General features: G+C 67.1%; 21 protein-coding genes. 9 read left to right on the top strand and 12 right to left on the bottom strand.

Going from position 1 to position 25697, the window contains the following annotated elements; genetic code table 11:
- The 7 genes from AWC31_RS23635 to AWC31_RS23605 form a co-directional block, all read right to left on the bottom strand.
- Positions 1-1418: PPE family protein (locus tag AWC31_RS23635; RefSeq protein ID WP_085146333.1), on the bottom strand; the 1418-nt coding region annotated here is incomplete at its 3' end.
- 1 nt (position 1419) lies between these two features.
- Positions 1420-1731, bottom strand: coding sequence for a PE family protein (locus AWC31_RS23630; protein ID WP_085146332.1), 312 nt, complete (start codon positions 1729-1731; stop codon positions 1420-1422).
- Positions 1728-5711 carry a type VII secretion protein EccCa gene (eccCa, locus tag AWC31_RS23625; protein WP_085146331.1) on the bottom strand — a complete coding sequence of 1328 codons (3984 nt, stop codon included), beginning with the start codon at positions 5709-5711 and terminating at the stop codon, positions 1728-1730. The genes AWC31_RS23630 and eccCa overlap by 4 nt, the downstream gene beginning before the upstream one ends.
- Positions 5708-7264 (bottom strand): type VII secretion protein EccB, encoded by a 1557-nt coding sequence (gene eccB / locus AWC31_RS23620; protein WP_085146330.1) that lies wholly within the window; start codon positions 7262-7264, stop codon positions 5708-5710. Before eccB ends, eccCa begins: the two co-directional genes overlap by 4 nt.
- The gene (gene eccA, locus AWC31_RS23615) at positions 7261-9030 is read right to left on the bottom strand and encodes a type VII secretion AAA-ATPase EccA (protein ID WP_085146329.1); all 1770 of its coding nucleotides are present in this window, start codon (positions 9028-9030) and stop codon (positions 7261-7263) included. The genes eccB and eccA overlap by 4 nt, the downstream gene beginning before the upstream one ends.
- Before the next feature lie 186 nt (positions 9031-9216).
- Positions 9217-10110, bottom strand: coding sequence for a class I SAM-dependent methyltransferase (locus AWC31_RS23610; RefSeq protein ID WP_085146328.1), 894 nt, complete (start codon positions 10108-10110; stop codon positions 9217-9219).
- A gap of 41 nt (positions 10111-10151) precedes the next feature.
- Positions 10152-11057, bottom strand: a complete 906-nt coding sequence (locus AWC31_RS23605; protein WP_085146392.1) for an oxygenase MpaB family protein — start codon at positions 11055-11057, stop codon at positions 10152-10154.
- 76 nt (positions 11058-11133) lie between these two features.
- On the opposite strand from AWC31_RS23605, the gene AWC31_RS23600 reads away from it, so the two are divergent.
- Both AWC31_RS23600 and AWC31_RS23595 read left to right on the top strand, forming a co-directional pair.
- Entirely contained in the window at positions 11134-11751 is a 618-nt protein-coding gene (locus AWC31_RS23600) for a TetR/AcrR family transcriptional regulator (protein ID WP_085146327.1), read from the top strand.
- Positions 11748-12560 carry a helix-turn-helix transcriptional regulator gene (locus tag AWC31_RS23595; protein WP_085146326.1) on the top strand — a complete coding sequence of 271 codons (813 nt, stop codon included), beginning with the start codon at positions 11748-11750 and terminating at the stop codon, positions 12558-12560. Before AWC31_RS23600 ends, AWC31_RS23595 begins: the two co-directional genes overlap by 4 nt.
- Here the strand turns inward: AWC31_RS23595 and AWC31_RS23590 are convergent.
- Together AWC31_RS23590 and AWC31_RS23585 are read right to left on the bottom strand one after the other, a co-directional pair.
- Positions 12550-13953: a carboxylesterase/lipase family protein gene (locus AWC31_RS23590; protein WP_085146325.1), complete on the bottom strand. Its 1404-nt coding sequence runs from the start codon at positions 13951-13953 to the stop codon at positions 12550-12552. The two genes, AWC31_RS23595 and AWC31_RS23590, sit on opposite strands and share 11 nt — an antisense overlap.
- Positions 13946-14854: an MBL fold metallo-hydrolase gene (locus tag AWC31_RS23585; RefSeq protein WP_085146324.1), complete on the bottom strand. Its 909-nt coding sequence runs from the start codon at positions 14852-14854 to the stop codon at positions 13946-13948. Before AWC31_RS23585 ends, AWC31_RS23590 begins: the two co-directional genes overlap by 8 nt.
- 101 nt (positions 14855-14955) lie before the next feature.
- Between AWC31_RS23585 and AWC31_RS23580 the strand changes: the two genes are divergently transcribed.
- Together AWC31_RS23580 and AWC31_RS23575 are read left to right on the top strand one after the other, a co-directional pair.
- Positions 14956-15837, top strand: a complete 882-nt coding sequence (locus tag AWC31_RS23580; protein WP_085146323.1) for a helix-turn-helix transcriptional regulator — start codon at positions 14956-14958, stop codon at positions 15835-15837.
- 7 nt (positions 15838-15844) lie between these two features.
- On the top strand, positions 15845-16684 hold the full coding sequence (locus AWC31_RS23575) for an SAM-dependent methyltransferase (protein WP_085146322.1): 840 nt from the start codon (positions 15845-15847) through the stop codon (positions 16682-16684).
- Here the strand turns inward: AWC31_RS23575 and AWC31_RS23570 are convergent.
- Positions 16654-17253 (bottom strand): VOC family protein, encoded by a 600-nt coding sequence (locus AWC31_RS23570; RefSeq protein ID WP_067858380.1) that lies wholly within the window; start codon positions 17251-17253, stop codon positions 16654-16656. The two genes, AWC31_RS23575 and AWC31_RS23570, sit on opposite strands and share 31 nt — an antisense overlap.
- A gap of 98 nt (positions 17254-17351) precedes the next feature.
- Here AWC31_RS23570 and AWC31_RS23565 point away from each other — a divergent pair, with 98 nt between their 5' ends.
- The 5 genes from AWC31_RS23565 (at position 17352) to AWC31_RS23540 (ending at position 23065) form a co-directional block, all read left to right on the top strand.
- Positions 17352-17981 (top strand): TetR/AcrR family transcriptional regulator, encoded by a 630-nt coding sequence (locus AWC31_RS23565; protein ID WP_085146321.1) that lies wholly within the window; start codon positions 17352-17354, stop codon positions 17979-17981.
- Complete coding sequence (locus AWC31_RS23560) at positions 17978-19120, top strand: alpha/beta hydrolase (protein WP_085146320.1); 1143 nt, start codon at positions 17978-17980, stop codon at positions 19118-19120. Before AWC31_RS23565 ends, AWC31_RS23560 begins: the two co-directional genes overlap by 4 nt.
- Positions 19096-20076, top strand: a complete 981-nt coding sequence (locus AWC31_RS23555; protein WP_165766044.1) for a 2-hydroxyacid dehydrogenase — start codon at positions 19096-19098, stop codon at positions 20074-20076. The genes AWC31_RS23560 and AWC31_RS23555 overlap by 25 nt, the downstream gene beginning before the upstream one ends.
- Before the next feature lie 86 nt (positions 20077-20162).
- Positions 20163-22349, top strand: coding sequence for an acyl-CoA dehydrogenase family protein (locus AWC31_RS23550; protein WP_085146319.1), 2187 nt, complete (start codon positions 20163-20165; stop codon positions 22347-22349).
- A gap of 413 nt (positions 22350-22762) precedes the next feature.
- Complete coding sequence (locus AWC31_RS23540; protein ID WP_165766043.1) at positions 22763-23065, top strand: hypothetical protein; 303 nt, start codon at positions 22763-22765, stop codon at positions 23063-23065.
- A 5-nt stretch (positions 23066-23070) separates the two neighbouring features.
- Here AWC31_RS23540 and AWC31_RS23535 read toward each other — a convergent pair whose 3' ends face one another.
- Both AWC31_RS23535 and fadD2 read right to left on the bottom strand, forming a co-directional pair.
- Positions 23071-23853 carry an SDR family NAD(P)-dependent oxidoreductase gene (locus AWC31_RS23535; protein WP_067858364.1) on the bottom strand — a complete coding sequence of 261 codons (783 nt, stop codon included), beginning with the start codon at positions 23851-23853 and terminating at the stop codon, positions 23071-23073.
- A gap of 116 nt (positions 23854-23969) precedes the next feature.
- On the bottom strand, positions 23970-25676 hold the full coding sequence (gene fadD2 / locus AWC31_RS23530) for a long-chain-fatty-acid--CoA ligase FadD2 (RefSeq protein ID WP_085146317.1): 1707 nt from the start codon (positions 25674-25676) through the stop codon (positions 23970-23972).
- Between the last annotated feature and the right edge of the window lie 21 nt (positions 25677-25697).

Genomic DNA, 25697 nt, shown 5'->3' with positions numbered 1-25697 from the left:
GTGCGCACCCCCGTCCGCGGCTCCGGCGCCGGATCAGCACCCGGACCCTCATAGTCCATATAGGCATCGGCATACGCGTGCTCCTCGACCTCAGCACCACGCTTACGCCGCCGCCTACGCCGCGCCGCCAACGACGCCGCCACCCCAGAAGCCGCCGCCGGAACCCCCGACGCCGGAGCCTGCGCACTCGACTTGTCCCGCAACGTCGGCGTGAACCCCTCACCCGGATCGCTACCGCTGACCACGTAGGGCGCGAAGGCGGCCGGCGCGGCCGGTGCGGGGGTGACCACCGAAACCGATCCGGACGCCGGGCTCGGGGCGGGCGCGCCAGCCGACGGTCCGGGAACCCCGGCCGGGGAGATGCCTGCCATCGGCAGATTCTGATCGCCGCGAACCGGGACCGGTGTGTTCTCGTCAGCGGGAACGTCGGCGGGTGGCGCATCGGTCGGGATGAGGCCGAGGAAGCCGAGTGCCGCAAGTCCGATGCCGAGCAGCGGAACCAGGAACGGCGAGATCGCGATACCGATCCAGGTTCCCCAGCCCACCGGCTGGAATATCAATTGGTAGAGGACGCCGGCCAGGAACGGCCCCCAGGTCGTCAAGAAGGCGGACGGGTTCGTCAGCAGGGTTTCGAGCATCGCCTGGATGGTGCCCAACGGATCGTTGAGGAACTGCAGCAGCTCTTTGCCGCCGATCATCGAGGGGTTGCTGAGGTAATCCACCAGCCACTGCGGCAGATTGGGGTAGGGATTCTCCTCGGCAAGCTGCTCGGTGCTGCTGGCGTCCGCGTAGGTGAGGGCGCTGCCGCTCTGCGCGGCCTGCCCTTGCGCGGCCATCTGCTGGGCGCTCGCCGACGCCGTTCCCGCCTCGCCCACACCGGGTTTCAACAGGAAGGGGGCCGGCAAGCTCGTCGGCGTCGCGGCGACCGCCGCGCCCGACACCGCCTGATACGTACTCATCGTCGTCGCGGCCTGAACCCACATCCGCACGTAATCGGCCTCGTTGAGCGCGATCGGAATCGTGTTGATACCGAAGAAGTTCGTCGCCACGAGCACGCCGTGCACCACATGGTTGAGCGCCAGTTCCGGCAGCGTCGGCATGGCCGCCAACGCCGTCGAATACGCTGCCGCCGCCGTCTCGTGCTGAACCGCCACCGCCGCACTGTTCGCGCTCTGCTGCGCCAGCCAGGTCAGGTAGGGCCCGTGGGCCGCCACGTACTGCTCGGAACTCGGCCCCTCCCACGCACCGGCCTGCACCCCACCCAACACAGTGGTCAGTTCGGCTGCCGCCGAAGCATATTCAGCGCTCAGCGACTGCCAAGCCCCCGCGGCGGCCAACAACGACCCCGGACCCGGCCCGCTGGACAACAGCGCCGAATGCACCTCCGGGGGCAAGGCCATCCACACGGGAGCAGTCACGTCAGACCCCGCGCGCGATCAGGTACGACGACGCCGCCATCGCATCACCGGTCGCATAGCTCGCGCCCGACTCGCCGACGCCGACACCGGACCGGCCCAGCTCCTCCACACCATGGGCGGCCAGCGCCGAATGCTGCGCACCGTGCGCACTGAACCCTGTGGCCGTCTGCAACGAAACCGCGTCAGCGGCAGGCGGAACCACCGTCGACACCACCGGCGCCGCCGCCGCATGCGCGGCCGCCAACCGTGCCGTCAACGCCTCCACCGCCGCGCTGGCCGCGGTCAGGCCTTCGGGGACTACACGAAGAGTCATCGGTATTCCTTTCCTATGTTGCGGGTTCCGTTGTTCACCGACAGCGCCGCATCGGCGCCGAGCGGATTGACGAGTTGGATGTACTCCGGCGAATCGCCGTCGCCGAGGAGCATGCCGCGCCCGGCCGGGAATCGGGCGAACCGGTGGCCGCGGATCTTGCCGCTGTCGGCCGGATTGCCCGACAGCATCAGGGTCGTCGCCTGCAGATCGTTGAGGCGACGCAACAGCGGCGCGGTCATCACCGCGTGTGCCGAACCGGTGGCGCGGGCGGTCACGATGACGCGCAGTCCGAGGTCGGATGCTTCGGCCAGCAGCGCGACGATGTTGGTCCACGGTCGCTGCCCGACGAACGGCCCACTGACTGCCGGACCGTCGGGAATCTGGTCGACGTCATCGATGATCAGGTAGTGGGTGTGCCCGGAGTACGTCCACTTCTTGAGTTCCTCGGGGAACAGATCGGCCGGCGGGCGCCGCTTCTCGATGAGCGCCGACAGACCCAGCATCGCGGGCAGCACCCGGTCGATGTTCGCGGTGTACTCGTTGTCCGGGAACAACGGTTCGTCCACGAGGTGCAGCCGCCGGTCGATCACCGTGAACGCGACCTGATCGGGCTGCGAGTTCTCGCGGATCGTCCGGATGATGTGGCGCAGCAGCGTCGTCTTGCCCGACTTCGAATCGCCGAACACCGTGAGCAACGGGTTGCTCGCGAAGTCGATCGCGACCGGCGCCAGATCTTCCTCCCGCTGCCCGATGACGACCGTCTCGGGCGCCGGGTACAGCGGCGCGAGCGCCGAAGGGGCGAGGTCACTCGGCAGCAGCCGCACCGGTGGTGCACTGACGCCCGGGTAGCGCGCGTTGATGACGGCGATGTCGCTCAGTGCCGGCTCGGCGAACAGGAAGTGCTCGGCGGCCATCGTCAGGCCGCGGCCCGGCTGGTCGGCCGGCACCGCGTCGGCAGGCCTGCGCAGCGCGCCGACCACGCGCACGATGCTGTCGTGGCTGTCGTGCAGCTTGAGTTCCAGCCGCAGCCCCAGGCCGTCGCGCATCGCCAGCGGTACCTCAAGCCAGTTCGGCGTGGTGATGACGACGTGGATGCCGTAGGCCATACCGCTGTTGGCGAGCTCGGTGACCTTGGCCAGCAACGGGTTACGGGTGTTGAACGTGTCGGTGTTGTCGCGGCTGAAGGCGTAGAGGTTGTCGATCACGAGGAACACCTCGCCATAGCCGTCGGTGTAGCCGCCGCTCTGGCGGTTCACCGCGCCCTGCCGCTGGCGCGCCCGCAGCAGTTGCTCGAGCTCGCCGAACGTACGCCGGATCCGCTCCGGTTCCAGCGGCGTCGCGACGCTACCGACATGGGCGAGATCGCCGAGCCCGGCCAGCTTGCCCCCGCCGTAGTCCAGGCAGTAGAACGTGACCTCGCGCGGCGAGTGCAGAGCGGCCGCCGACAGGATGAACGTCTGCAGCGCAGTCGATTTGCCCGATCGCGGGCCGCCGTGGATGAGCACGTTGGCGGCCGACGAGTTGGCGTCGAACACCAGCGCGTCGCGGCGCATCTCGAACGGCTTGTCGATCTCGCCGAGCGGCCAGCGCAGCTGCCCGGGCTCCACCTCGGTTCCGGCGAGCACGTCGGCCAGAGCGATGGCCTCGTCGAGTGGCGGCAGCCACAGCGTCGGCGCCTTCGGGCCGTAGGTGGCCAGCTGGTCGCCGATCGTGGCGATCAGCTTGCGCGGCGGCAACACCGTCGCCTCGGCTCCGTCAACATCCGAGCTGGCGATGACGGTGTCGGGCTCGGGTTCCACGCGCGACGCCGTGAACACCTGAGGCTGCGGAAGTGCGCGCACCACAATGGATTTCTCGGCACGCGGCGGATCGTAGATGCCGTCGACGTAGGTGCTGCGGAACTTGATCGGCACCGCGCCCGGCGCGGGCACCAGGAAGCCTTCGCCCTTGTGCTCGCGGCCGGATTCGATGTGATAGGCGTCCTCGACCCCGATGATCTGACGCGAGATGCTCGGGCTGGCCACCTTCAGACCGATCCGGTAGGAGGTGTTCTTGTCGATGTCCTTGATCCGGCCCACGTCCAGCGTCTGTGACGCGAACAGGATGTGGATGCGGAACGAGCGGCCCTTGCGGGCAACGTAATCGAACAGGTCCGCGTACTCGGGATGATCGGCCAGCATCAGCGTGAACTCGTCGGCGACGACGAACAGCGTCGGCATGGGCGGCAGATCGTGTCCGGCAGCGATCGCGGCCTCGTACTCGGTGACCGAGTTGAAGGCACTTCCCTGTACGCGGCGGCCGGACTCCTTGAGCAGCTGCTCGCGACGGGCCACCTCACCGCGCAGGGTGTCGGCGAACCGGTCGGCGAGCGACCGCTTCTCGGCCATGTTCGAGATGACCGCGACGACCTGCGGGAAGTTGCGGAAGATGTCGGCGCCGGCCTCGCCCTTGAAGTCGGCGTAGATCACGATCAGCCGCTCGGCCGAATGGGTTGTCAACAACGACAACAGGATCGACATCAAAGTCTGGGACTTTCCAGAGCCCGTCATACCGATCATGAGGCCGTGCGGACCCATACCGCCCTCGGCTTCGTCCTTGAGGTCGAAGTAGAGCGGCTCGCCGGTCGCGGTGACGCCGATCGGCACCCGCAGTTCGTCGTCGCGGGTACGGGGCGCCCACAAGCTCGCGACGTCGAGCGCCGACGCGTCGGGAATACCCAGCAGCGTGGTGAAGGTCGCGCCGCCGGTCGAGCTCGACCGGATGTAGCCGGGATTGGAATCCCAGCGCGACAGCCGCCGTGCGATGTGCCCGGCCTCGGCCGCCGACATCGCGTCGGCCGTGTCGATGTAGGGCTGCCATCCGCTGCTCTGCCAGCGTTCGATGCGCCCGTCGGCCACCCGCAGGATCGGGCGCTCGGGGTCCGGGTACTGCTCGCGGTTGGGCAGCTTGTCCGAGCGGTGGATCACGGTCACGCCGGTCAGCCCCGGACGGCGGGCGATATCGTCGGGATCGGCATCGGGATCGTCGAGCACCACCAGCAGATGCTTGGTGGCCTGATCCGGCTCGGACGGGAACGGCGGGCGGTCGGCCAACGCGGGCGCGAGCCGCTCCCGCAGTTCGGCGACGCTCGTCGTCAGGTACCTGGCCGGGCCGACACCGTCGGCTTCGCCGGGAACGTCCACGTGCGGAAGCCATTTCAGCCAGGACCAGTCGTCGGAGTCGACGCCGGGTGCGGCCAGGGCCACCCCGACCATCGTGGGGTCGTGCCAGGTGACGGCCTGCGCGATCCACGCCCGGATCGCCGCGCGGACCTCGTCGGCTTCACCGATCACGGTGATACGGGCCAGTTTTGCCACATCGATGCCGGTGGGCGCGTCACGCACCGTGCGCTGCACATCGAGCAGACCGCGCAACGTGCTGTGCGACACGGGTTCCAGGTCGATCTCGTCGGCGGTGTCCTTGACCTTGAGCGCCGCATCCAACGGCACATCGTGCAGACCGGCGCGCAGCACCAGGAAGTCGCGATCGCGCGGGTCGCGCTCCCACTGCCTGCGGGTGCCGGGGATGGTGGTGAGCACCTCCGGTTCGGGGTGCGACCACTCCAGCGCCTGCCGCTGCTCGCTGGCATGGGCGCGGACGTTGTCGCGGACGACCGACAGGTACCGCAGGTAGTCGGCGCGCTCGGCGTCGACCTCCTCGGTGCGCATCTTGTTGTCCGATCCGCGATACAGCGCGGTTGCGGCCAGCAGCAGCACGAACGGGAAGAACAGCGTGGTGGGCGAGATGAGCCGCATCCCGGTGGCCACCAGGGCCACGATCATGCCGACGATCAGGATCACGATCAGGTACGGCAGCACCCGGCGCAACAACGATGGCGGCACCAACCGCGGCAGCTGCGGCGGCGGTTCGATCGTGATGGTGCCCTTGCGGGTGGTCGGCGGAGCCAGCCGACGCTGGTGCTCGAAAATCAACCTGCTCATCGGGTCGTGGCCTCCAGCCGCGCAGAATTCGTATCGGGCGACAGGGCGTCGTGCGCAACCAGTGCGTCGCCACGGGACAGGGTCGGGCCGGCCGCGAACTGCGTCAGGATCGACCACGGGATGGGCAGCGCCGGTGAGGTGAGGCCAAGGGCCGCAACGGCTTTGTCGTCGCCGCTGGTGTCGATGCCATAGCGGACACCGGTGTCGCTCACCCAGAACAGTGATCCGGCGGTCGGCGATCCGGGCTCCGACCCGACGGTCTGCACGAAATATCCGGTGCCGGGAGTCAACGCGACCCGATTGGCGGTGCCGTTGCTGCCGGCGCCGACCAGGTCGACCGTGCGCAGTCCATCGGGTAGCGGCAGGACCGCGCCCGACAGCAGCGTCAGCCGGCTCTCGGTGGCGCCGGCAGGCTTGATCCACTGCGCACAGGTGATCGGAGAAGCCGACGGCTCGACGAGGGTGAGCGGTTCGGCCGGGTAGGCGGCGGTGTCGATGCCGTTGGCGGCCGGGGTCCTGGCCACTTCGTCGGCGCCGAGCTGCGGCGGCTGTTCGAGCCCAAAAGAGTTGGTATTGCGCAAGATCGCGGCCAGCACGGGGGAGATCGGCTGCAGACCGTCGGCCAGCACGGCGTAGTGGCGGATGGTGTTGTCGGCGTCGTATGCCGTGACGACCGCGCCGACCGGCACCGGCGTCGACAGCGGGAACCGCGGTGGCGCACCGGCTTCGGGGATCGCAGGGGCGATCAGTGCGGGTGCCTGCGGTATGGCGTTGAACAGGCCTGCCGCGATGGGACGCGGTGCCGGGATCTGCGCACCGAATCCGAGCGCATCGGTGACGGCGCGGTTGGCCAGATCGATCGGGCTGCGCTTGCCGTCCCACAACAGCCAGTCGCCCGGGGTCGGCCCGGCGCTGTTGTGGACCAGGACGGCCTGGCCGGGGGCGAGCGGCAATGCCCGTTCGCCGCCGGTCGCGGGCGTTCCGGCGATGACGGTGACACCGGCATTGGCGCCCGAAACGCTTTCGCACACAGTCCAATCGGCGTCGGTCGCCGCGCTTTGCACCATGCGCTCCGGCGCACCGGGGATGCCGAGCAGGTTGCCGCGCGGATACTTGTCGATCTCGCTGGTCTTCACCGTGGTCGGGTTGTCGGGCTGACCCGCGATCAGGCGTGCGGAGGTCAGGTTGAGCACCGGGTGCAACTGCTCGCCCACGCGGACGTAGAGCGCGGCCGTCGACCGGTCGGCGAGGATCACGTCGTTGCCGGCGGCGCCACCCGGGCGGATCAGCGAGAACACGAAGCAGCCGATCAGGCCGGTGATCAGGATCAGCGCACCGGTCAGCACCGCACGGCTCTGCGTGCGAAGCGGGTCGACCAACATCCGGGTGTCGTGCAGCGCGACACCAGACGCGATGCGGCGCATGACGAATCGCCAGCCCGACACCTGGTGGCGCGTGACGAAGCCGCGCCGGTACTGCACCTGGTCGGGGTTCTCATTGGTGGGCGTACGGGAGGCGAATGAGCGCCGGTCCTCGTGAGTGGGGCCGGTCATGCCGGCACCGTCAGGCCAAGGCCACGCAGCAGCGGGGCAGCCGAATTGCGCACGTCACCGGCGGTGATCGTCATCATCTCCTCGTCGGTGAAGTCCTCGGCATCGGAATGGTCGAGGCGGTACTCGCGCTCCTCCTCGGAGCGTTCCACCAGGTTTCGGACGAACCGGCCGTTACCCGCGATGTCGAGGCAGCGGCGCGAAACCCCGTTGGCGTCGGGCATCGTCGCCTCGGCGAGATGGCCGAACAGCTTTTCCATGTCTTCGTGGGCGGCCTTCTCGAACACGCTGTCGCGTTTCTCGGCCATCCGCTCGGCGATCTCGACGAGTTCGGACGACGAGTAGGACGGGAAGTCGATGCTGCGCGTGAAACGCGAACGCAGACCCTCGTTGGTGTCGAGGAACATGTCGAGGTCCTTGCGGTACCCGGCGACGATCACGACCAGGCGATCGCGGTCGTTCTCCATGCGGGCCAGCAGTGTGTCGATCGCGACCAGCCCGAAGTCGTTCTTGGCGCCCGTGGACACCAGGGCGTACGCCTCGTCGAGGAACAGCACGCCGTCGAGCGCACTGTCGATGATCGCGTTGGTCTTGGCTTCGGTCTCGCCGATGTGCTGGCCGATGAGGTCGGCGCGGTGCACCTCGCGAACGGTTTCCTTCTTGAGAAGTCCCAAGCCGCAATAGATCTTGGCGACGACGCGGGCGATCGTGGTCTTACCGGTTCCGGGCGGTCCGGCGAACACGAGGTGGTTGGTGCGCTGCGCGACGGTGAGCCCGCGTTCCTGTCTGCGGATCGACATGGCGACCGAGCTCTTGAGGCGGGCCACCTGGAACTTCACTTCTTCCAGGCCGATGAACTCGGCGAGTTCGGCCTCGGCCTCGATGAGCAGATGTGCCTTGCGTTCCTTGGCTCCGGGGTCGACGAACTCGGACTCCGACGGCTCGGTCTCCGGATCCCACGGGTCGGTCCTGGCCTCGATGCGCGCGGCCGTGGTGACGACGAGCCCGAATGTCGGGTCCGACAGCGCCTCTTCGACCTGTGCGTTGTCGGGATGTGCAGCGAAGAGTTCCTGCAGGACCTCGTTGGCGTCGTCGTCCTCGCCCTGACCACGCAGCGTGAGTGCCTTGGCCAGTGCGCCGTCGACGGCAGCCACCGCGATGGGCCCGGACGGATCCTCCAGGTAGGACAGGGCCGGTGCGAACATTCCGAGCCGGGCCAACGCAATACCGAGCGTGACCCGGGCGGCGTGCGACGTCATCTGATCGAGCGACTCGTCGGTGACGATCGGCGTCAGCAGCCTGACGACGTCCGACCAGCGCTCGGCGCGGTAGTTGATCGCGACACGCAGCCACTTGGCGTTGAGGAAGCCCGGCCGGCGTGCCAGCACGTCAGCGACCAGTTCGTTGGCCTTGGCAAGCTCACCGGCATCGTAAAGCCTTGCCGCATAAGCAAGTTGGAAGTCGTCGGGCTCGGTGGCGCGGAACTGCAGGTACAGTCCCGTGTCATAGAGGAAGCCGAGCTCGCCCGCGGCCAGGTCGATCTCGCGCTGCAGCACGCCGGCCGTACCCACCGTCCGCCAGACGGCGTCGATGACGGGCGCCGACGTATCCCCCGCCGCGGCCAGGCCGATCCACGCGTCACAGTGATCGTGCGCGATGCGCGCCAACCCAGCAAAGCCCGATCGAGCGGCCGACAGATCGGCCGGACGTTGCCGGTCGTTGACCGTCAGGCCAAGCGCACGACAACATGTGGCAAAGCGGCTGACCACATCGCGGTCGAGCCGGGGCGCTCCATGAGACGGAGCGGCGAGCGTGTCACTACCCATATGCGTGCACGGGAGCCACACGGCCCCCGTCTCTCTCCCTTATGTATGGCTAAGCTAACTTTTGCTGAAGTTAGCATCGCATAAGCTAAGTGTCGAGATGCACGTACTCGCCACAAAACGTGAATCGGCTCACGTTTTGGTGGCGGTGACCAGGCTGATCGTGCCCGTCATCAGGCCCGCTTCACTGTCTGCTGCGGGCACCGGCCGACCGAGCTGACGTAGATAGTCCGGCAGCGCCGTCGTCGCCGCGGTCCAGCCCCTGGACGAAAACCACTGCTCAGCCGGGGCATGCTGTTCGTTGTAGACGAGCGTGAAAAATGCGTTCTCCTCACCGGAGGCTTCCGCTTCCGCGCGCTTGGCCTCGAACGCCTCCCGCGGCATCGGGACGGCCTCCTCCACCGCCACGAAGCTTCCCGGGGCGGCCAGCCCGTCAATCCCGGCAAACAGGCGATCCTGTGCTGGCGCCGGCAAATAGATCAGTAAGCCCTCGGCAATCCACGCGGACGGCTTGGTGAGGTCGAATCCCTTTGCCGTAAGCGCTTGCGGCCAGTCCTCACGCAAGTCCACCGCAACCTCACGGCGCTCGGCGGTTGCCTTTTCTCCGAGCTCTTCGACGGTCTGGCGTTTGAACTCGAGCACCCGCGGTTGGTCCAACTCGTAGACAACAGTGCCATCGGCCCATGGCAACCGATATGCGCGGGAATCCAGCCCGGCCGCCAAGAGCACGACCTGGCGCACCCCGGCCTCGATGGCGCGACGGAAGTAGTCGTCGAAGTACTTGGTCCGCGCGCCTTGGAAGTTCACGAAGTGCGCACCGAACTCCGTCCGAAGCGGATGGTCGGGGTCCGTGCCGTCCACCGCGGCCGCCCAGTCCCCGCCCGCGGTACGGCAGAACACTTCGGCATAGGGGTCGACGGCCAGCGGATCGGGTTTTCGAGCTTCCAAAGCCCTTGAAGCAGCGACGAATAACGCTGTCTGCCCGACGCTCGTGGTGATGTCCCAGGTGTCATTGTCACTACGCACCTGCGCGAGGGTACGCCGCGAATCTGGCGGGAGACTGGCCGCTAGACCAGCGGACGCCCGGTGCGCACGCGCCAGTCCAAATCTCTGAGCAGTAGATTGAACGGGAACTGCCGCAGGACCGACGGCAGCAGATTGTTGACGGTGCGCAGCACCGCGATGATCCGGTTGAACCGCTGCTGGCGCTGGGGATCCCAGGGCAGCCGCATCTCGTCGCGGAACCGCTGCGGCAGAAAGCCCGTGGTGATCAAGCCGGTCAGGTTCTCCGACCAGCGTTGCAGCGGGCCGGGCAGGGCCATGCCGCGCAACCGGCCGACCGCGATCGGGTAGAGGTACTCGCGCACGGTGTCGTCGATGTGCACGTTGTCCAGATTTTCCTGCCAGTACTTGTCGAACGCGGCCCGGTCGGCCGGCCACATCTCCGGTGGCACCTGCAATGTGGTGCCCAGTGCCATGCCTTCTTGATAGTGGCGATCGGCGGTCTCGTCGTCCATCTCGCCGATGAACATCCGGTACACGTCCACTCCGCCTTTGTAGAGGCAGGGGGCGACCCACATCTGCAGGTCCTTGTCGAACGCGTTGTACTTCACCGGGCTGTCCTCGGTCGAGTAGACCTGGGCGTGGGCCTTGTTGACGGCCCGCCGGAAGGCGGCTTTCTGCTGGTCGGATCCGCGGGTGGCCACCGCGAGATACGTGAACGTCGTGCGGGCCCGCTTGATCGGATGCAGGTCGACCCGTCCGCTGTCGACGCGGCTCTCCAACACGCCGTAGCCGACGCCGGGACGTGCGAGCTGCATGATGACGTTCGCCGGGCCTGCCAACAGCGCCACGCCCATCAGCCCGTCATCGATGCTGGCACTGCGCCGCCGACAGCGCTTGTAAGCGGCCGGTGAGCTCACCGACTCGCCCATCGCACGCTCGACATGCGGAACCGGTTCGCTGACCGTCATGGCCACCCCTTCGGAAAGTGAGAACCTGTGTTTCCTGATACTGGCCTGCCGCACTGACAGGTGTCAAGATGTTCGAGTGACACCGGTCCGCCCGTACCGCGGTATCGAAGCGGCCGACCGCCTCGCGCAGCGCCGCGGTCAGCTGCTGGAGGCCGGGCTGGACGTATTGGGCGCCGACGGCGCCGAGCTCACGGTTCGAGCCGTATGCCAACGGGCCGGGCTCGCTGCGCGCTACTTCTACGAGAGCTTCAACGACAAGAACGACTTCATCGCCGCGGTCTACGACTGGGTGATCGCCGACATCGCCACCTCCACGCAAGCGGCCGTCGCAGCGGTCCCCGTGCCGGAACAGACGACCGCAGGCATGGCCAACATCGTTCGCATCATTGCCGACGACCCCAGGATCGGCCGGCTGCTGTTCAGCACGAAGTTGTCCAACGAGGTACTGGCCCGCAAGCGGATCGAGGGCATCGGGTTCTTCGCGGCGCTGTTCGGACAGCACGCCGGTGACACGCTGCGGGTGCAGGAGAACGATCAGCTCAGGGCCATGGGCTATTTCGCGGTCGGTGGAGTGACCCATACGATCAGCGCCTGGCTGTCGGGTGAGATCGCGTTCACCCCAGAACAACTCGTTGACCAATTGCGCTCGATGCTCGACGCGCTCGCCGGCCGGCCGTACCGGAACCGGCCGTGACCGGACCCGCGTTGCACTGGCCGTGCCGGGCGTTGGTTCCCTACATCGACTTCTTCGGTTACTGGCAGCGTGACGACGACGGCGAAGCCCACCGCAGCCGGGCACTTCCGCGCGGTGCGGCGACCGTCATCATCGACGTCAGCCCACGTCAGCGAGTCGACTTCTATGCCGCGGACGGCGCGACCCGTCTCGACGTCGGGACGGCTTTCGTGGCCGGTGCGGGCAGCATTTCCTATGTCACACAGATCGATTCGGCCCAGACCGTCCTGACCGTACATTTCCACCCCGGTGGTGCGGTGCCGTTCCTGGACGGCCCGCTCGGTGACCTCGAGAACGCGTGCGTCGGGCTGGCCGAGATCTGGGGCCGCGACGGCGTCGCCCTGCACGCCCGGTTGATCGAGGCGACGTCCATCCGGCACCGGATCACGCTTCTCGAAGAGTTTCTGTTGGCCCGCATGCGGTTACGCCATCCCGCATTGACGACGGTACTCCAAGCCGTCGAACGCAACCCGTCGATGCGGGTGGCTGACGCCGGCGCGCAGATCGGCCTGTCGCCGAAGCGCCTCATCGCATTGTTTCGCTCAGAGGTGGGCGTGACTCCCAAGACCTATCTGCGGGTTCGGCGGTTCCAAGCCGCCATGCGGCGGCTCGACACCGGCGCCGAGGGTGGTGCCACGATCGCGGCCGATCTCGGCTACTTCGATCAGGCCCACTTCGTCAGGGAGTTCCGGTCCTTCACCGCCATGACGCCCACCGAGTACGTGCGACGCCGCATGTGGCTGCCCAGCCACGTGGGCATCAACCGGTGAACCGCCGCGTCACCGCCTGCGACCAACCCGGATCACCCGTGCGGGCGTACCGCACCCACGCACTGTGCATCTGCGCCGCCAGCACGGCCGGGGGCCGGCCGGGACCGAGCAGCGCGCCGCGGCCACGCAACACCTCGAGGTCAAGAACGTCGAACACGAACGGCAGTTCCATCGCGTGGCAGGCTCCCAGCTGACCGTCCAATGCCGCTGAATTCCAGGTGAATTCATAGCGGTACGTCGGTTCGCCGCCCAACTGCGCATGCGCATCGGCCAACCGATCACTGCCGGTCCGAAACAACGCGTCGCCCAGGATCGCCGAACGCAGTTCGCCCCAAGTCGCATCCGGGTGGCGGGCCCGGTAATCCTGCACCAGCGCAGTCGGATCGGCGCACACGCGCGCCGCCAGCGCATCGACGTCGTCGCGGGTCGAGGTGTCGAGTTGGCCCTGTGGCACGAGGTAGAGGTTGCCTTCCGCACTGTTCGTCCCGATGAGCAGACCGATGTCGGGATTCACCGATTCGCCCGGCTGCCGGTCCAGCACCAAGCTGAAGGGGCTGAGCCCGACCAACGGGTCGAACCGGTCGGCGGTTCGCAGATCCAGCCCGGCCAGGTCGCTGACCACGTCCACGAGCTGCCGATCGGAGAGCGGGCCAAAGCCTGTGACGGTGGGTTCGACACCCAGCGCTTGGGCCGCCGCCGCTGTGACCCGGCCGGCCTGCTCCGGCGTGAACGCGCCGAAACCGTTGCCGCTCTGCATGATCACCCGCCGCACCAACCTTCCGGCCTCGGCGGTCGCGAGCACACCAGCGGTGAGCGTCGCGCCCGCGGACTGGCCGAACAGCGTGACGTTGTCCGGATCCCCGCCGAATGCCGCGATATTGGCCTGGACCCAGCGCAGCGCGGCCAGCACATCGAGCAGCCCGCGGTTGGCCGGGGCGCCAGGCAGATCGAGGAATCCGACGACGCCCAATCGATAGGTGACCGTCACCAGAACCACGCCGTCACGCGCGAACGCGGTGCCGTCGTAGAGAGGTGAGCGCGTCGAACCCGAGACGAAACCTCCCCCGTGCACGAACACCATGACCGGTGCGCGATGCGCGGCAGGCGGTGCCCACACATTGACGGTGAGGTAGTCGGGTTCTGGGACCCAACCGGGGCCGAAGAACGGCGACATGTCCAGCCGCCCGAAGCCGTCGCGCCGTGCTTGCGGGGCGGTGGGTCCGGGCGCGGTCGCGTCGCGGACGTCTCGCCATGGCTCGTGGGGCTGCGGTGCGGCGAAGCGGCCGGCACCGACCGGCGGTGCGGCGTAGGGAATGCCGTAGAAGACGTGCGCATCCCGGATCCGGCGACCCCGAACGGGGCCGGTAGCGGTGTCGACGTTCGGCTCAGGCATGGTAGGCCAGCCGTTCGAACGGCGCCCATGCCTTGATGGCGAACCGGTCTCCGTCGCGCACCACCTCAGCACCGCCGTGCCCGCCGAGATGAGCGGGGAACACGAGCGTGTTCGTGTCGGCCGCCCTGCCGAGCACGTTGTGCCGCGTGGCCCGCGCGAGTTCGGGATCCTCGCAGAAGCAGCTGTTCGTGTCGGGTTCGACGAATTGCAGTGCGGTGTGCAACATGTCGCCGACAAACACGGCGCGGTCGGTACCCGACTGCAACGTCACCACCGATGAACCCGGCGTGTGCCCGGGTGCGGGCGTCAACGCCAGATTGCCGTCGATCTGAAACTTGTTCTCCCACAACAACGTCTGCCCGGCGGCATGTACGGGTGCGACGCTGTCGGCGAACACGTCGCGCTGGCCCGCGTTGGCGTGGCGCGCGTTGTCGGGATTCCAGAACTCGAAGTCAGGCCTGGGCATGAGATAGGTCGCGTTCGGGAACGTCGGGATCCAGCTGCCATCGTCGAGATAGGTGTTCCAACCCACATGGTCGACGTGCAGGTGCGTGTTGATCACCAGGTCGACGTCCTCGGGCGCGACTCCGGCCGCCGCGAGGTTGCCGAGGAACTCGGTGTCGAGGTCGTGCCACACCGGCGAGTGCGGCCGGCTCTTGTGATTGCCGACGCCCGTGTCGACGAGAATGTTCTTGCCCTCGCTGCGCAGCAGCCAGGTCTGGATCGCCGATATGCAGATATCGGCCGCGGGATCGTAGAAATCCGGTGCCAGCCAATGTTCGTGACGCTGCCAGGCCCCGTCGGGACTGTCCGGGAAGAACGTCCGCGGTGACATCTCGACCGAACCGTAATACTCCATGACACGGGTGACCGTCACATCGCCCAACACAATCTGGTTCATGGCAACCAGCCTGCGGATCTCCGGGCGACCGAGCCAGACCCGCGTTTGCCTACCACTGGCAGGGTCAGGCAGCCGATGCCATCGGGGCGCATAGTGGTGTGATGACCACCGGACAACTGGGCGAGTTCCTGCGGGCACGGCGCAGCCGGCTGCGACCCGAGGACGTCGGCCTGCCCCGGTTCGGCGAGCGCCGACGCGTGAGCGGCCTGCGACGCGAGGAGCTCGCCCAGCTGGCCGGGGTGAGCGTGTCCTACTACACCCGTTTGGAGCAGGGACAGTCGGTGAACGCGTCGGAGGCCATCCTCGACGCACTGGCCGACGCATTGAAGCTCGACAACCACGAGCGCAGGCATCTGCGGGAACTCGCCGCCCAACGGCCGCAGCCGACCCGGCGCCCGCCGGTCGAGCGGGTCAGCTCATTGACCCGGGACCTGCTGCGCTCACTCGACAATGTGCCCGCGCTCGTGGTCGGTCGCCGCACCGACATCCTGGCGTGGAACACGCTCGGACACGCGCTGTTCGCCGGGCACGTCGACCCGACGCTGGTCGACCGGCCGGCGGACCGGCCCAACCTCGCCCGGCTGTTGTTCCTCGATCCGCACACCCGCGACCTGTACGTCGACTGGCCGCGCAAAGCTCGCGCGGTGGTGGGCAACCTGCGCCTGGTCGCCGGTAGGCATCCCGAGGATGCGCTGTTGGCCGGTTTGATCGGCGAACTGTCCATGCAGAGCCAGGAATTCGTCTCGCTGTGGGCTGATCACCGGGTCAAGCCGTGCGAGGCCGACACCTATGACCTGCGTCATCCGCTGGTCGGTTCGCTCACGGTCACGCAACAGAATCTGAGGGTGGCCCGCAATCCCGAGCAGTCGCTGTGCCTGGTGACCACCGCCGCCGGGTCGGCTTCGGCGGACACGATGCAATTACTGGCCCGATCCGTCGATGGCAAAAATATCCAAGCCGACTCCATGGCCGGCCACGCATGATGTCGCCATGCAGAAACCGGGACAAACCCCAGGACGTCCGGTAGCGGACACGGGCCTGCTGGTCGCCGCGATCCGAGCCGAGGAAACCCGCAGGGCCGACGGGCTGTTCAGCGACCCGTTCGCCGAGAAGCTGGCGGGAGAATCGGGCAGGCGGCTACTGGCCGACGCGCTCGCCGCGACGGGTGAGAAGACCACGCTGCAGATCATCGTCCGCACCCGATTCTGGGACGAGGCGCTGTTGCGCGCCACGCGAACCGTCGATCAGGTCGTGATCCTCGCCGCCGGTATGGACGCGCGGGCCTACCGCTTGCCATGGCCGGACGGCACCGTGGTCTTCGAACTCGACCAGCCCGCGGTCATCGCCGCCAAGAACGAACTGCTGGCCGAGGACCGACCGCGATGCCGTCGCGTCGCACTCGGCGTCGACCTCACCGAGGACTGGACCGCATCGCTGCACGACAACGGTTTTGACGCGGACAAGCCGGCGGTGTGGCTGATCGAGGGCCTGCTGCAGTACCTCGACGAGGCCGCCGTGCACACGCTGTTCGACCGTGTGGACGCGATGTCGGCGGCGGGCTCGGTACTGCTGTACGACGTCGTGGGCAAGACCCTGTTGGATGCGGCCATGCTCGCCGCGGTGCGAGAGTCGATGGCCGCCAGCGGCGCTCCCTGGTTGTTCGGGACGGATCAGCCTGGCGAGCTGAGCGGGCGGCTGGGCTGGTCGGCCGTCGTCACCGACATCGCCGAGCCGGGCAACGCATGGAACCGCTGGTTCGCACCGGCAGTGCCGCTCGATGTCCCGGGGGTGCCACGCGGTTACTTCGTCGAGGCCACCAAGCCCGGCTGATCGGCCGGAGGCGTGCGGTCGGCCGACGTCTTCGGCGCGACGTGCACGTCGTCTTCGGTGAATTCCTTGGTCCAGCAGGCGAATTCCAGCGTGATCCCGTCCGGGTCGAAGAAGTAGAAGGACCGCACGTATACGCCGGGATGCACGGTCGGCGACACCTGCATCTCACTGTTGTCGTGATTGAGCACCGGCCCGACCCGGACCCCTTTGGCCTTGAGCTTCTGCCGATACTCGTCGAACTTCTCGGCGGGTACGTGCAGCGCAAGGTGATTCAGTGATCCGGTGGCGCTGACGATCTCGCCGATGCCGGGGATCGCGGCCGGCGCGGAGATGCCGGGAACTCCGTCGGGGGCGTCGCGGAACCAGAAGAAGGCGATGCAGTCGCCGTTGCCTGCGTCGAAGAAGAAGTGCTGGCCGATGCCGCCGGGCAGGTCCAGCGATTTGATCAGCGGCATGCCGAGCACGTTGCTGTAGAAGTCGACGGTGCGTTCCATGTCCGAGCACACCAGTGCCACATGGTTGATTCCGCCGAACTCGAATTCGGAGTTGGGATTGTTGGGCTTGATCACGTCGTGACTCCTCCGATGCGAACGCGCCCAAAGCTGGCGCCGCTCCGAAACTGAATCTAACATCAGATTCAGATTCGATCAATGATCCGAGGAGCCCGGTGACCGTCAGCCCCCGCGAACAGCTGCCGACCGCACGCGGCAGGCAGACCCAGGCCGCCATCGACGCGGCCGCCCGGACAGTCATCGCACGCAAAGGCATACTGGCCGCCACGATCGCGGACATCGCCGCCGAGGCGGGGCGTTCCACGGCGTCGTTCTACAACTACTACGACTCCAAGGAAGCGATGGTGCGCGAATGGGCGCTGCGCTTTCGCGACGAGGCCCGCGACCGTGCCCGCGCGGTCGGCCAACCCGGTCTGACGAACTGGGAACGGTCCTATCAAGCCGTATCCGCGCATTGGACGACCTACCGGCACCGGCTCGCCGAGATCATCAGCGTGTCCCAGCTGGCAATGGTCAACGACGATTTCGCGCACTACTGGGCCGAGATCTGCGAGCTTCCCATCTCGTTGATCACCGGGATGGTCGAACACGCGCAGCGCCAAGGCTTCTGCCCCGGCGACGTCCCGCGGCTGACCGCCGAAGCGCTCGTGTCGATGCTCAACCAGTTCTGTTTCGTGAAACTATCGGGCGGTAATGCCGACGATGTCGACGACGAAGCCTGCATCATGGCTCTGGCCAACGTGTTCTACCGGACCATCTATCACGAGGGGACCGCGCGCGCATGAGCAGAACATCCGGGGCGTCTCCCGCCGCAGGCGTCATCCGCGAGTTCATCGGAGTGGAATCACCGACCGCACGCCGCGCCGGCGCAGGCGGTCACCCGTGCCAGGGCATCTACTACCGCGGCGTGGGCCGCAAGCCGAAGATCGCGGTGATCGCGACCCATTACCAGATCGACTTCTCCGAGCACTACATCGCCGACTATCTCGCCACCAGAGGCGTCGGCTTCCTGGGCTGGAACACGCGCTTCCGCGGGTTCGAGAGCAGTTTTCTGTTGGACCACGCGCTGGTCGACATCGGCGTGGGCGTGCGCTGGCTCCGCGAAGTCGCCAACATCGAAACCGTTGTGCTGCTCGGCAACTCCGGTGGCGGTTCGTTGATGGCCGCCTACCAGGCGCAGGCCAACGACCACCACGTCACGCCGATGGAGGGCATGCGACCCGCAGCGGGCCTCACCGACCTACCGCCCGCCGACGGCTATGTGGCCAGTGCGGCGCATCCCGGGCGGCCCGATGTGCTGACCGCCTGGATGGACGCCTCGGTGGTCGACGAGAACGACGCGGTCGCCACCGATCCCGAACTCGATCTGTTCGACGAGCGCAACGGGCCGCCGTACTCGCCGGACTTCGTGTCCCGGTATCGCGCGGCGCAGGTGGCCCGCAACGAGGCCATCACGGACTGGGCCGAGCAGGAACTCAAACGCGTTCAGGCCGCGGGCTATTCGGATCGGCCGTTCACGGTGCTACGGACCTGGGCCGATCCCAGGATGGTCGACCCGGCGATCGAACCGACACGGCGCCAGCCCAACCTGTGCTACGCGGGAGTCCCGGTGAAGGCCAACCGGTCGGCGCGGGGTATCGCCGCGGCCACCACCCTGCGTAACTGGATCGGCATGTGGAGCCTGCGCCATGCGCAGACGAGAGCCGAACCCCATCTCGCCCGCATCACCTGCCCGGCACTGGTGATCAACGCCGACCAGGACACCGGCGTGTATCCATCCGACGCACAGCGGATCTACGACGCGCTTGGCGGCACCGACAAGAGTCAGTGCTCGATCGACACCGATCACTACTTCACCACGCCGGGGGCCCGCAGCGAGCAGGCCGACACGATCGCGCGATGGATCGCGAAGCGGTGGCGGTGAATCCCGGCCCTCTCCGGGTCCTCGCACACTTCGTTCCCGGCGACAAAGTGCTGGATTTCCTTGCCCCGCATCAGGACTGGCTCGATGTACGGTTCTGCGCCGAGGACGACGACGAAACCTTCTACCGAGAGTTGCCCGAGGCCGAAGTCCTCTGGCACGTGCTGCGCCCGATCTCGGGCGACGATCTGCACCGCGCGCTGCGGCTGCGCCTCGTACACAAGCTGGGTGCGGGGGTGAACACGATCGACGTGGACACCGCGACGCAGCTCGGCATCCTGGTGTCGAACATGCCCGGTGCCAACGCCCCCTCGGTCGCCGAGGGCACCATTGTGCTGATGCTCGCGGCGCTGCGGCGGCTGCCCGAACTCGATCGCACCACGCGCGCCGGTCGCGGCTGGCCGTCCGATCCCACGCTGGGTGAGACGGTCCGCGATCTCGGCAGCTGCACAGTGGGTCTCATCGGATACGGCAACGTCGCCAAGCAGGTCGAGCGGATCGCGCAGGCCATGGGAGCCGAGGTCATCCACACCAGCACCCGCGACACCGGCCATCCACGCTGGCGCAGCCTGCCCGACCTGCTGGCGGCCAGCGACGTCGTCTCGCTGCACCTGCCACTGACCGACGCCACCCGCGGCCTGCTCGGACCCGACCAACTGGCCGCGATGAAACCCGGCGCAGTAGTGGTCAACACCGCGCGCGGACCGATCATCGACGAGCCCGCGCTCATCGACGCGCTCAAGTCGGGACGGCTGGGGGCGGCCGGTCTCGACGTGTTCGAGACCGAGCCGCTACCCCATGACAGCCCGCTCCTTGAGCTGTCCAACGCTGTCTATACCCCGCATGTGGCGTGGTACACCGCCGACACCATGCGCCGGTATCTGACGGCGGGGGTCGAGAATTGCCGGCGCATCCACGACGGGGAGCCGCCCGCGAACGTGGTCAACAAAGTTACATAGGCCGTCCAAGTGGCGCCGGTCACGTCACGGTACCCTCGAAACCGACCGACCGGTTATTAGGGAACTGCCCCGCATGGAGGTTATGCATGCCCATCGCAATCCTGTCCGAGCACACTGACCTGGCCGATTCGGTCCGGTCGTTCGTCGAGCGGGTGGCCCCGTCCGAGGTTCTCCACGAGGCGCTGGAAACCCCCATCGCCAACCCGCCCTCCTATTGGAAGGCTGCCGCAGACCAGGGTCTGCAAGGCCTGCATCTGTCCGAGTCGGTTGGCGGACAGGGTTTCGGAATCCTCGAGTTGGCCATCGTGCTGGCCGAGTTCGGATACGGCGCGGTGCCCGGCCCGTTCGTCCCGTCGGCGATCGCGAGCGCCCTCATCTCCGCCAACGACCCGGACGCCAAGGTGCTCAGCGAACTGGCTTCCGGTGACGCCATCGCCGCCTACGCCATCGACTCCGGCTTGACCGCGACCCGCCACGGCACCGAACTCGTGATCCGCGGCGAGGTGCGTGCCGTCCCTGCCGCCGCGCAGGCGTCGATCCTGGTGTTGCCGGTCGCCATCGACTCCGGCGAGGAATGGGTGATCCTCGACGCCGACCAGCTCGAGATCGAACCGGTCAAGAGTGTCGACCCGCTGCGTCCGCTCGGCCATGTGCGGGCCAACGCGGTCGAGATCACCGACGATCGCGTGCTCGCCAATCTCAGCCGGCCGCTCGCCCGGGCACTGATGTCGACGCTGCTGTCTGCCGAGGCCATCGGCGTCGCCCGCTGGGCCACCGACACCGCCGCCGAGTACGCCAAGATCCGTGAGCAGTTCGGCAGGCCCATCGGCCAGTTCCAGGCCATCAAGCACAAGTGCGCGGGTATGGTCGCCGAGACGGAGCGGGCCACCGCGGCCGTGTGGGATGCGGCCCGGGCGCTCGACGAGAGTGATTCCGCGGACGCGCATTTCGAGTTCGCCGCCGCGGTGGCTGCCACGTTGGCGCCAGCCGCAGCCCAGCACTGCACGCAGGACTGCATCCAGGTGCACGGCGGAATCGGGTTCACCTGGGAACACGACACCAACGTCTATTACCGCCGCGCACTGCTGCTGGCGGCGTGCTTCGGACGGTCCGCCGATTACCCGCAGCAGGTGGTCGACACCGCCACCAGCACCGGCATGCGGCCGGTCGACATCGACCTCGATCCGGAGACCGAGAAGCTGCGTGACGAGATCCGCGCCGAAGTGGCTGCGTTGAAAGCACTTCCGAGCGGGCCCGAGCGCAACACCGCCATCGCCGAAGGCGGTTGGGTGCAGCCGCATCTGCCCAAGCCGTGGGGCCGCGCCGCCGAGCCGATCGAGCAGATCATCATCGCCCAGGAGTTCTCGTCGGGCCGCGTGAAGCGTCCCCAGATGGGCATCGCGTCATGGATCATCCCGTCGATCGTGGCGTTCGGCACCGACGAGCAGAAGCAGCGCTTCCTGCCGCCCACGTTCCGCGGCGAAATGATCTGGTGCCAGCTCTTTTCCGAGCCCGGCGCCGGCTCAGACCTGGCGAGCCTGACCACCAAGGCCACCAAGGTCGACGGCGGATGGAAGATCACCGGCCAGAAGATCTGGACCACGGGCGCTCAGTACTCGGCCTGGGGCGCGCTGCTGGCCCGCACCGATCCGAACGCTCCGAAACACCAGGGCATCACGTACTTCCTGCTCGACATGAAGGCGCCCGGCGTGGAGGTCAAGCCGCTGCGTGAGCTGACCGGCAACGCGATGTTCAACACCGTGTTCATCGATGACGTGTTCGTGCCCGACGACATGGTGCTCGGCGAGGTGAACCGCGGTTGGGAGGTCAGCCGCAACACGCTCACCAATGAGCGCGTGTCGATCGGCAGCAGCGAGCCGCCGTTCCTGGCCAATCTTGACCAGTTCGTCGCGTTCCTGCGCGACGGCCAGTTCGATCAGATCGAGCAGAACCACGCGGGCCGGCTCATCGCCGAAGGCCACGCCGCCAAGGTCCTCAACCTGCGGTCCACACTGTTGACGCTGGCCGGCGGCGACGCCATGCCCGCCGCGGCCATCTCGAAGTTGCTGTCGATGAAGACCGGCCAGGGTTATGCGGAGTTCGCGGTGGCGTCGTTCGGCACCGACGGAGCGATCGGCGATGCCGACCAGGAGCCCGGCCGCTGGGCCGATTACCTCCTGGCCAGCCGCGCCACCACGATCTACGGCGGCACCACCGAGGTGCAGCTCAACATCATCGCCGAGCGTCTCCTGGGCCTCCCCCGCGATCCGTAACTTTCTGACCGCGAAACTGCGCTGAGGGTCGTTGCCGCGTCGCGGTAACGACCCTCCGTGCATTCTCGGGAGCTCGCCATACGTAGGCGTACCGTCGAAATAGGTGGCTATCGACGACGGTTGGCACTAATGATGAGTACTTCTAAACATCGCGTCCTGCGCTTGACCGGTGCAACAGCGGCAGCGTTCGCACTGCTCGCCGGTCCTTCGGTGGTGGGGAGCCAAAGCACACCCACCGCGGACGCCCGGCCATGTGTAAACGGGGTCATCCCGTGGAACCCCTACATCGTGAACTGTAATCTGCCACCGAGGACGACACCCAAGGTGCGTGGCGCCGCACCCGATGCCGGCGCCATCATCGCGTGCCGAGACCGGCCGGGTTGCCTGGGGTGGTACGTCAATGGGCCGTGAACATGACAAATGACGTCGAGAAACGCTGGCACGATCCCGGCATGTTCCGGTCGGCGGTCACGTATGTCGTGATCGTCGCGGCAATCGCCGGAATCGCGTTGGCGTTCTATGCTTTTGACCGTTCCCTACTTTCGGCGGTGCTGGTGCCCACCATCACGTTCGTGGGCGGCGTCGGCGCATTCATCCGGACGTATCAGATCTGGCGGGCCGAGGGCACCTGGCCGATCTGGCAAGGCGCCGGTTGGTTCCTGCTCGCGCTGTCGCTCGTGTGTCTCGCGGTGCCAGGCTCCGCAATGATGTCCTGATTCCGTTACGGCAGAATCGAATCGACGTAACCACCGTCGACCCGCAATGCGCCACCGGTGGTCGCCGATGCCAACGGAGACGCCAGGTAGGCGACCATGTTGGCAATCTCTTCCGGCTCGATCAGCCGCTGCAGAAGCGATTGCGGCCGATGCTTGCGCATGAACTCACGCTGCGCTTCGTCCCATGGCAATGATTTGTCGACCAGCTGGTAGACAAAATCCTCGACTCCCGCGGTGTGGGTGGGACCGGCGATCACCGAGTTGACGGTCACGCCGGTGCCCGCGGCGTCCTTCGCGAAACCGCGCGACACCGCGAGCAACGCTGTCTTCGACACCCCGTAATGGATCATCTCCTCGGGGATGACGATGGCCGAATCGCTTGCGATCTGAATCGCCCGGCCCCAGCCCTTTTCTGTCATACCAGGCAGGTAGCTGCGGATAAGCCGCACGGCCGCAAGGACATTCACGTCGAAGTAGGAGCGCCACTGCTCGTCGGTGATCTCGCGGGCAGGCACCGCCCCGAAGATGCCGAGGTTGTTGACCAAGATGTCGACGGCGGGCAACTGCCGCAGCAGATCCGCCGTCCCGTCCTCGGTGGCGACGTCGGCCGCGACGCCGATGACGTCGTGATCGCCCAACTTGGCGACGGCTTCATCGACACGCGACGCCGTGCGCCCGTTGATCGCGACGCGTGCCCCGCTGCGGGCGAGCGCCTCGGCGATGGCAAGGCCGATGCCCTGCGTCGAGCCCGTGACTAGTGCGGTCTTTCCGGTGAGGTCGATGTTCACGACGCAGTACTACCACCGGGAGCGACGAACTATTCCCCCTTTTCGCCGCGAACAGACACGTAAGTCCCTCAATCGCCGAGAAACGGGGTACCTACGTGTCTGTTCGCCGGGGAAAGTCAGTCTCCCGCACTCGTCTCGCCAGGGGCGCCGACTTCGATATTGCGAAGCTCACGCTTGAGGATCTTGCCGGTCGGGTTACGCGGCAACTCATCGAGGAAAATCACCTCGCGCGGCACCTTGTAGCGGGCCAGGTGTTCTTTGACGTAGAGCTTGATGGCGTCCTCGTCGACGCTGGCCCCTTCGGCCTTGACCACGAACGCGCGCAGCCGGTGTCCCCACTCCTTGTCCTCGACCCCGAGCGCGGTGGCTTCGACGACCTCGGGATGGCCGCTGATGAGGTCTTCGACCTCGGCGGGGAACACGTTCTCACCGCCGGACACGATCATCTCGTCGTCACGGCCGCTGACGTAGAGCAGACCGTGCTCGTCGAAGTAGCCGACATCGCCCGACGACATCATGCCGTCGATGATCTGCTTGCCGCCGCCACCCGTATAGCCCTCGAACGGGAAGGTGTTGCGTACGAAGATGCGCCCGACCTCACCCTGCGGCAGCTCGTGGCCGTTGTCGTCGAGGATCTTCACCGTGATGCCCTTGACCACCGGGCCGACGGTTGCGGGGTTGAGCGACAGATCCTTGGGGCGCGCGATGCTCGCGAACGCGATCTCGGTTGAGCCGTACAGGTTGTAGATGACCGGGCCGAGATCCTTGAGCGCCCGCGTGGCCAGTTCCGCGCCGAGCTGAGAGCCGGACACGAACACGATGCGCAGCGACGACAGGTTGGGCTTGGGCTGGGTCTGCTCGAGATGGTCGAGCATGCGCGAGAGCATCACCGGGACCACCACCACGGCAGTCACCTTGTGCTTCTCGATGTCGGCGAGCACCGTGGCCGGCTTGAAGCGCCGGCGCAGCACGAGCGTCGAACCCAGCATCATCGCGATGGTGCTGTGCAGGAAGCCGAGCGCATGGAACATCGGCGCCGGCAGCGACGTCACTTCACCCGCCTTGAACGGCACGTGGGAGAGGACACCGCCGATAGGGGCAAGCGACGGCGGCGCGCCGCGGTTCGCGCCCTTGGGGGTGCCGGTGGTGCCGCTGGTCAGGATGATGATCGACGAATGCTTGCTGACCTTGGCCGCCGGCCTGCCGTTGCTGCGTGCGATGACGTCGGCAAGGGTTTCGTCGGTGCTCCCGGACGGTTCTTCCTTGTCGGGATTGGTGCCCAGCGCGCGCAGCTTCCCGAGCTCGGGTTCGGCCTGCGCGACGGCAGCGGTGTACTCGTCGTCGTAGATGATCACCTTGGCGCCCTCGCGCGCGGCGACCTCCTTGATCTGCGGGCCAGAGAATTCACTGTTGAGCAGGATGATGCGCGCCCCGGCGCGGGCCGCACCGTAGACCGACACCAGAAACCACCGGTGGTTGCGGGCCAGGATCGCCACGCCGTCACCGGCCCGAACGCCCATCGTGACCAGTTCGTTGGCGAGGGCGTGTGCGGCGGAGTTCAGTTCGCCGAACGTCATCTCGCCGTTGTCGTCGATGACCGCGACACGGTTCGGGTGCCGACGCGCGTTCAGCGACGCGATCATGCCGATCTCGCCCCAGTTGCGGATGTCGACGAGCATTGCGGCCATGTTCTGCGGCGACTCCAGTTTGAGTGCCCCCGCCTCGAACATCTTGCGGGCGTAATGCAGCTCGGCAGCGCCACGGTCGAGGTATTGCTTTGCCTTCGCGGTCACTTGCGCCGGCAGGTCAGACAGACTTGGCATGCCGACACAATATGTGACAGC

Origin of the sequence: Mycolicibacterium wolinskyi (genome assembly GCF_002101965.1) — a bacterium.
GTDB lineage: Bacteria > Actinomycetota > Actinomycetes > Mycobacteriales > Mycobacteriaceae > Mycobacterium > Mycobacterium wolinskyi.
This window is presented reverse-complemented; position numbering and strand designations above follow the sequence as displayed.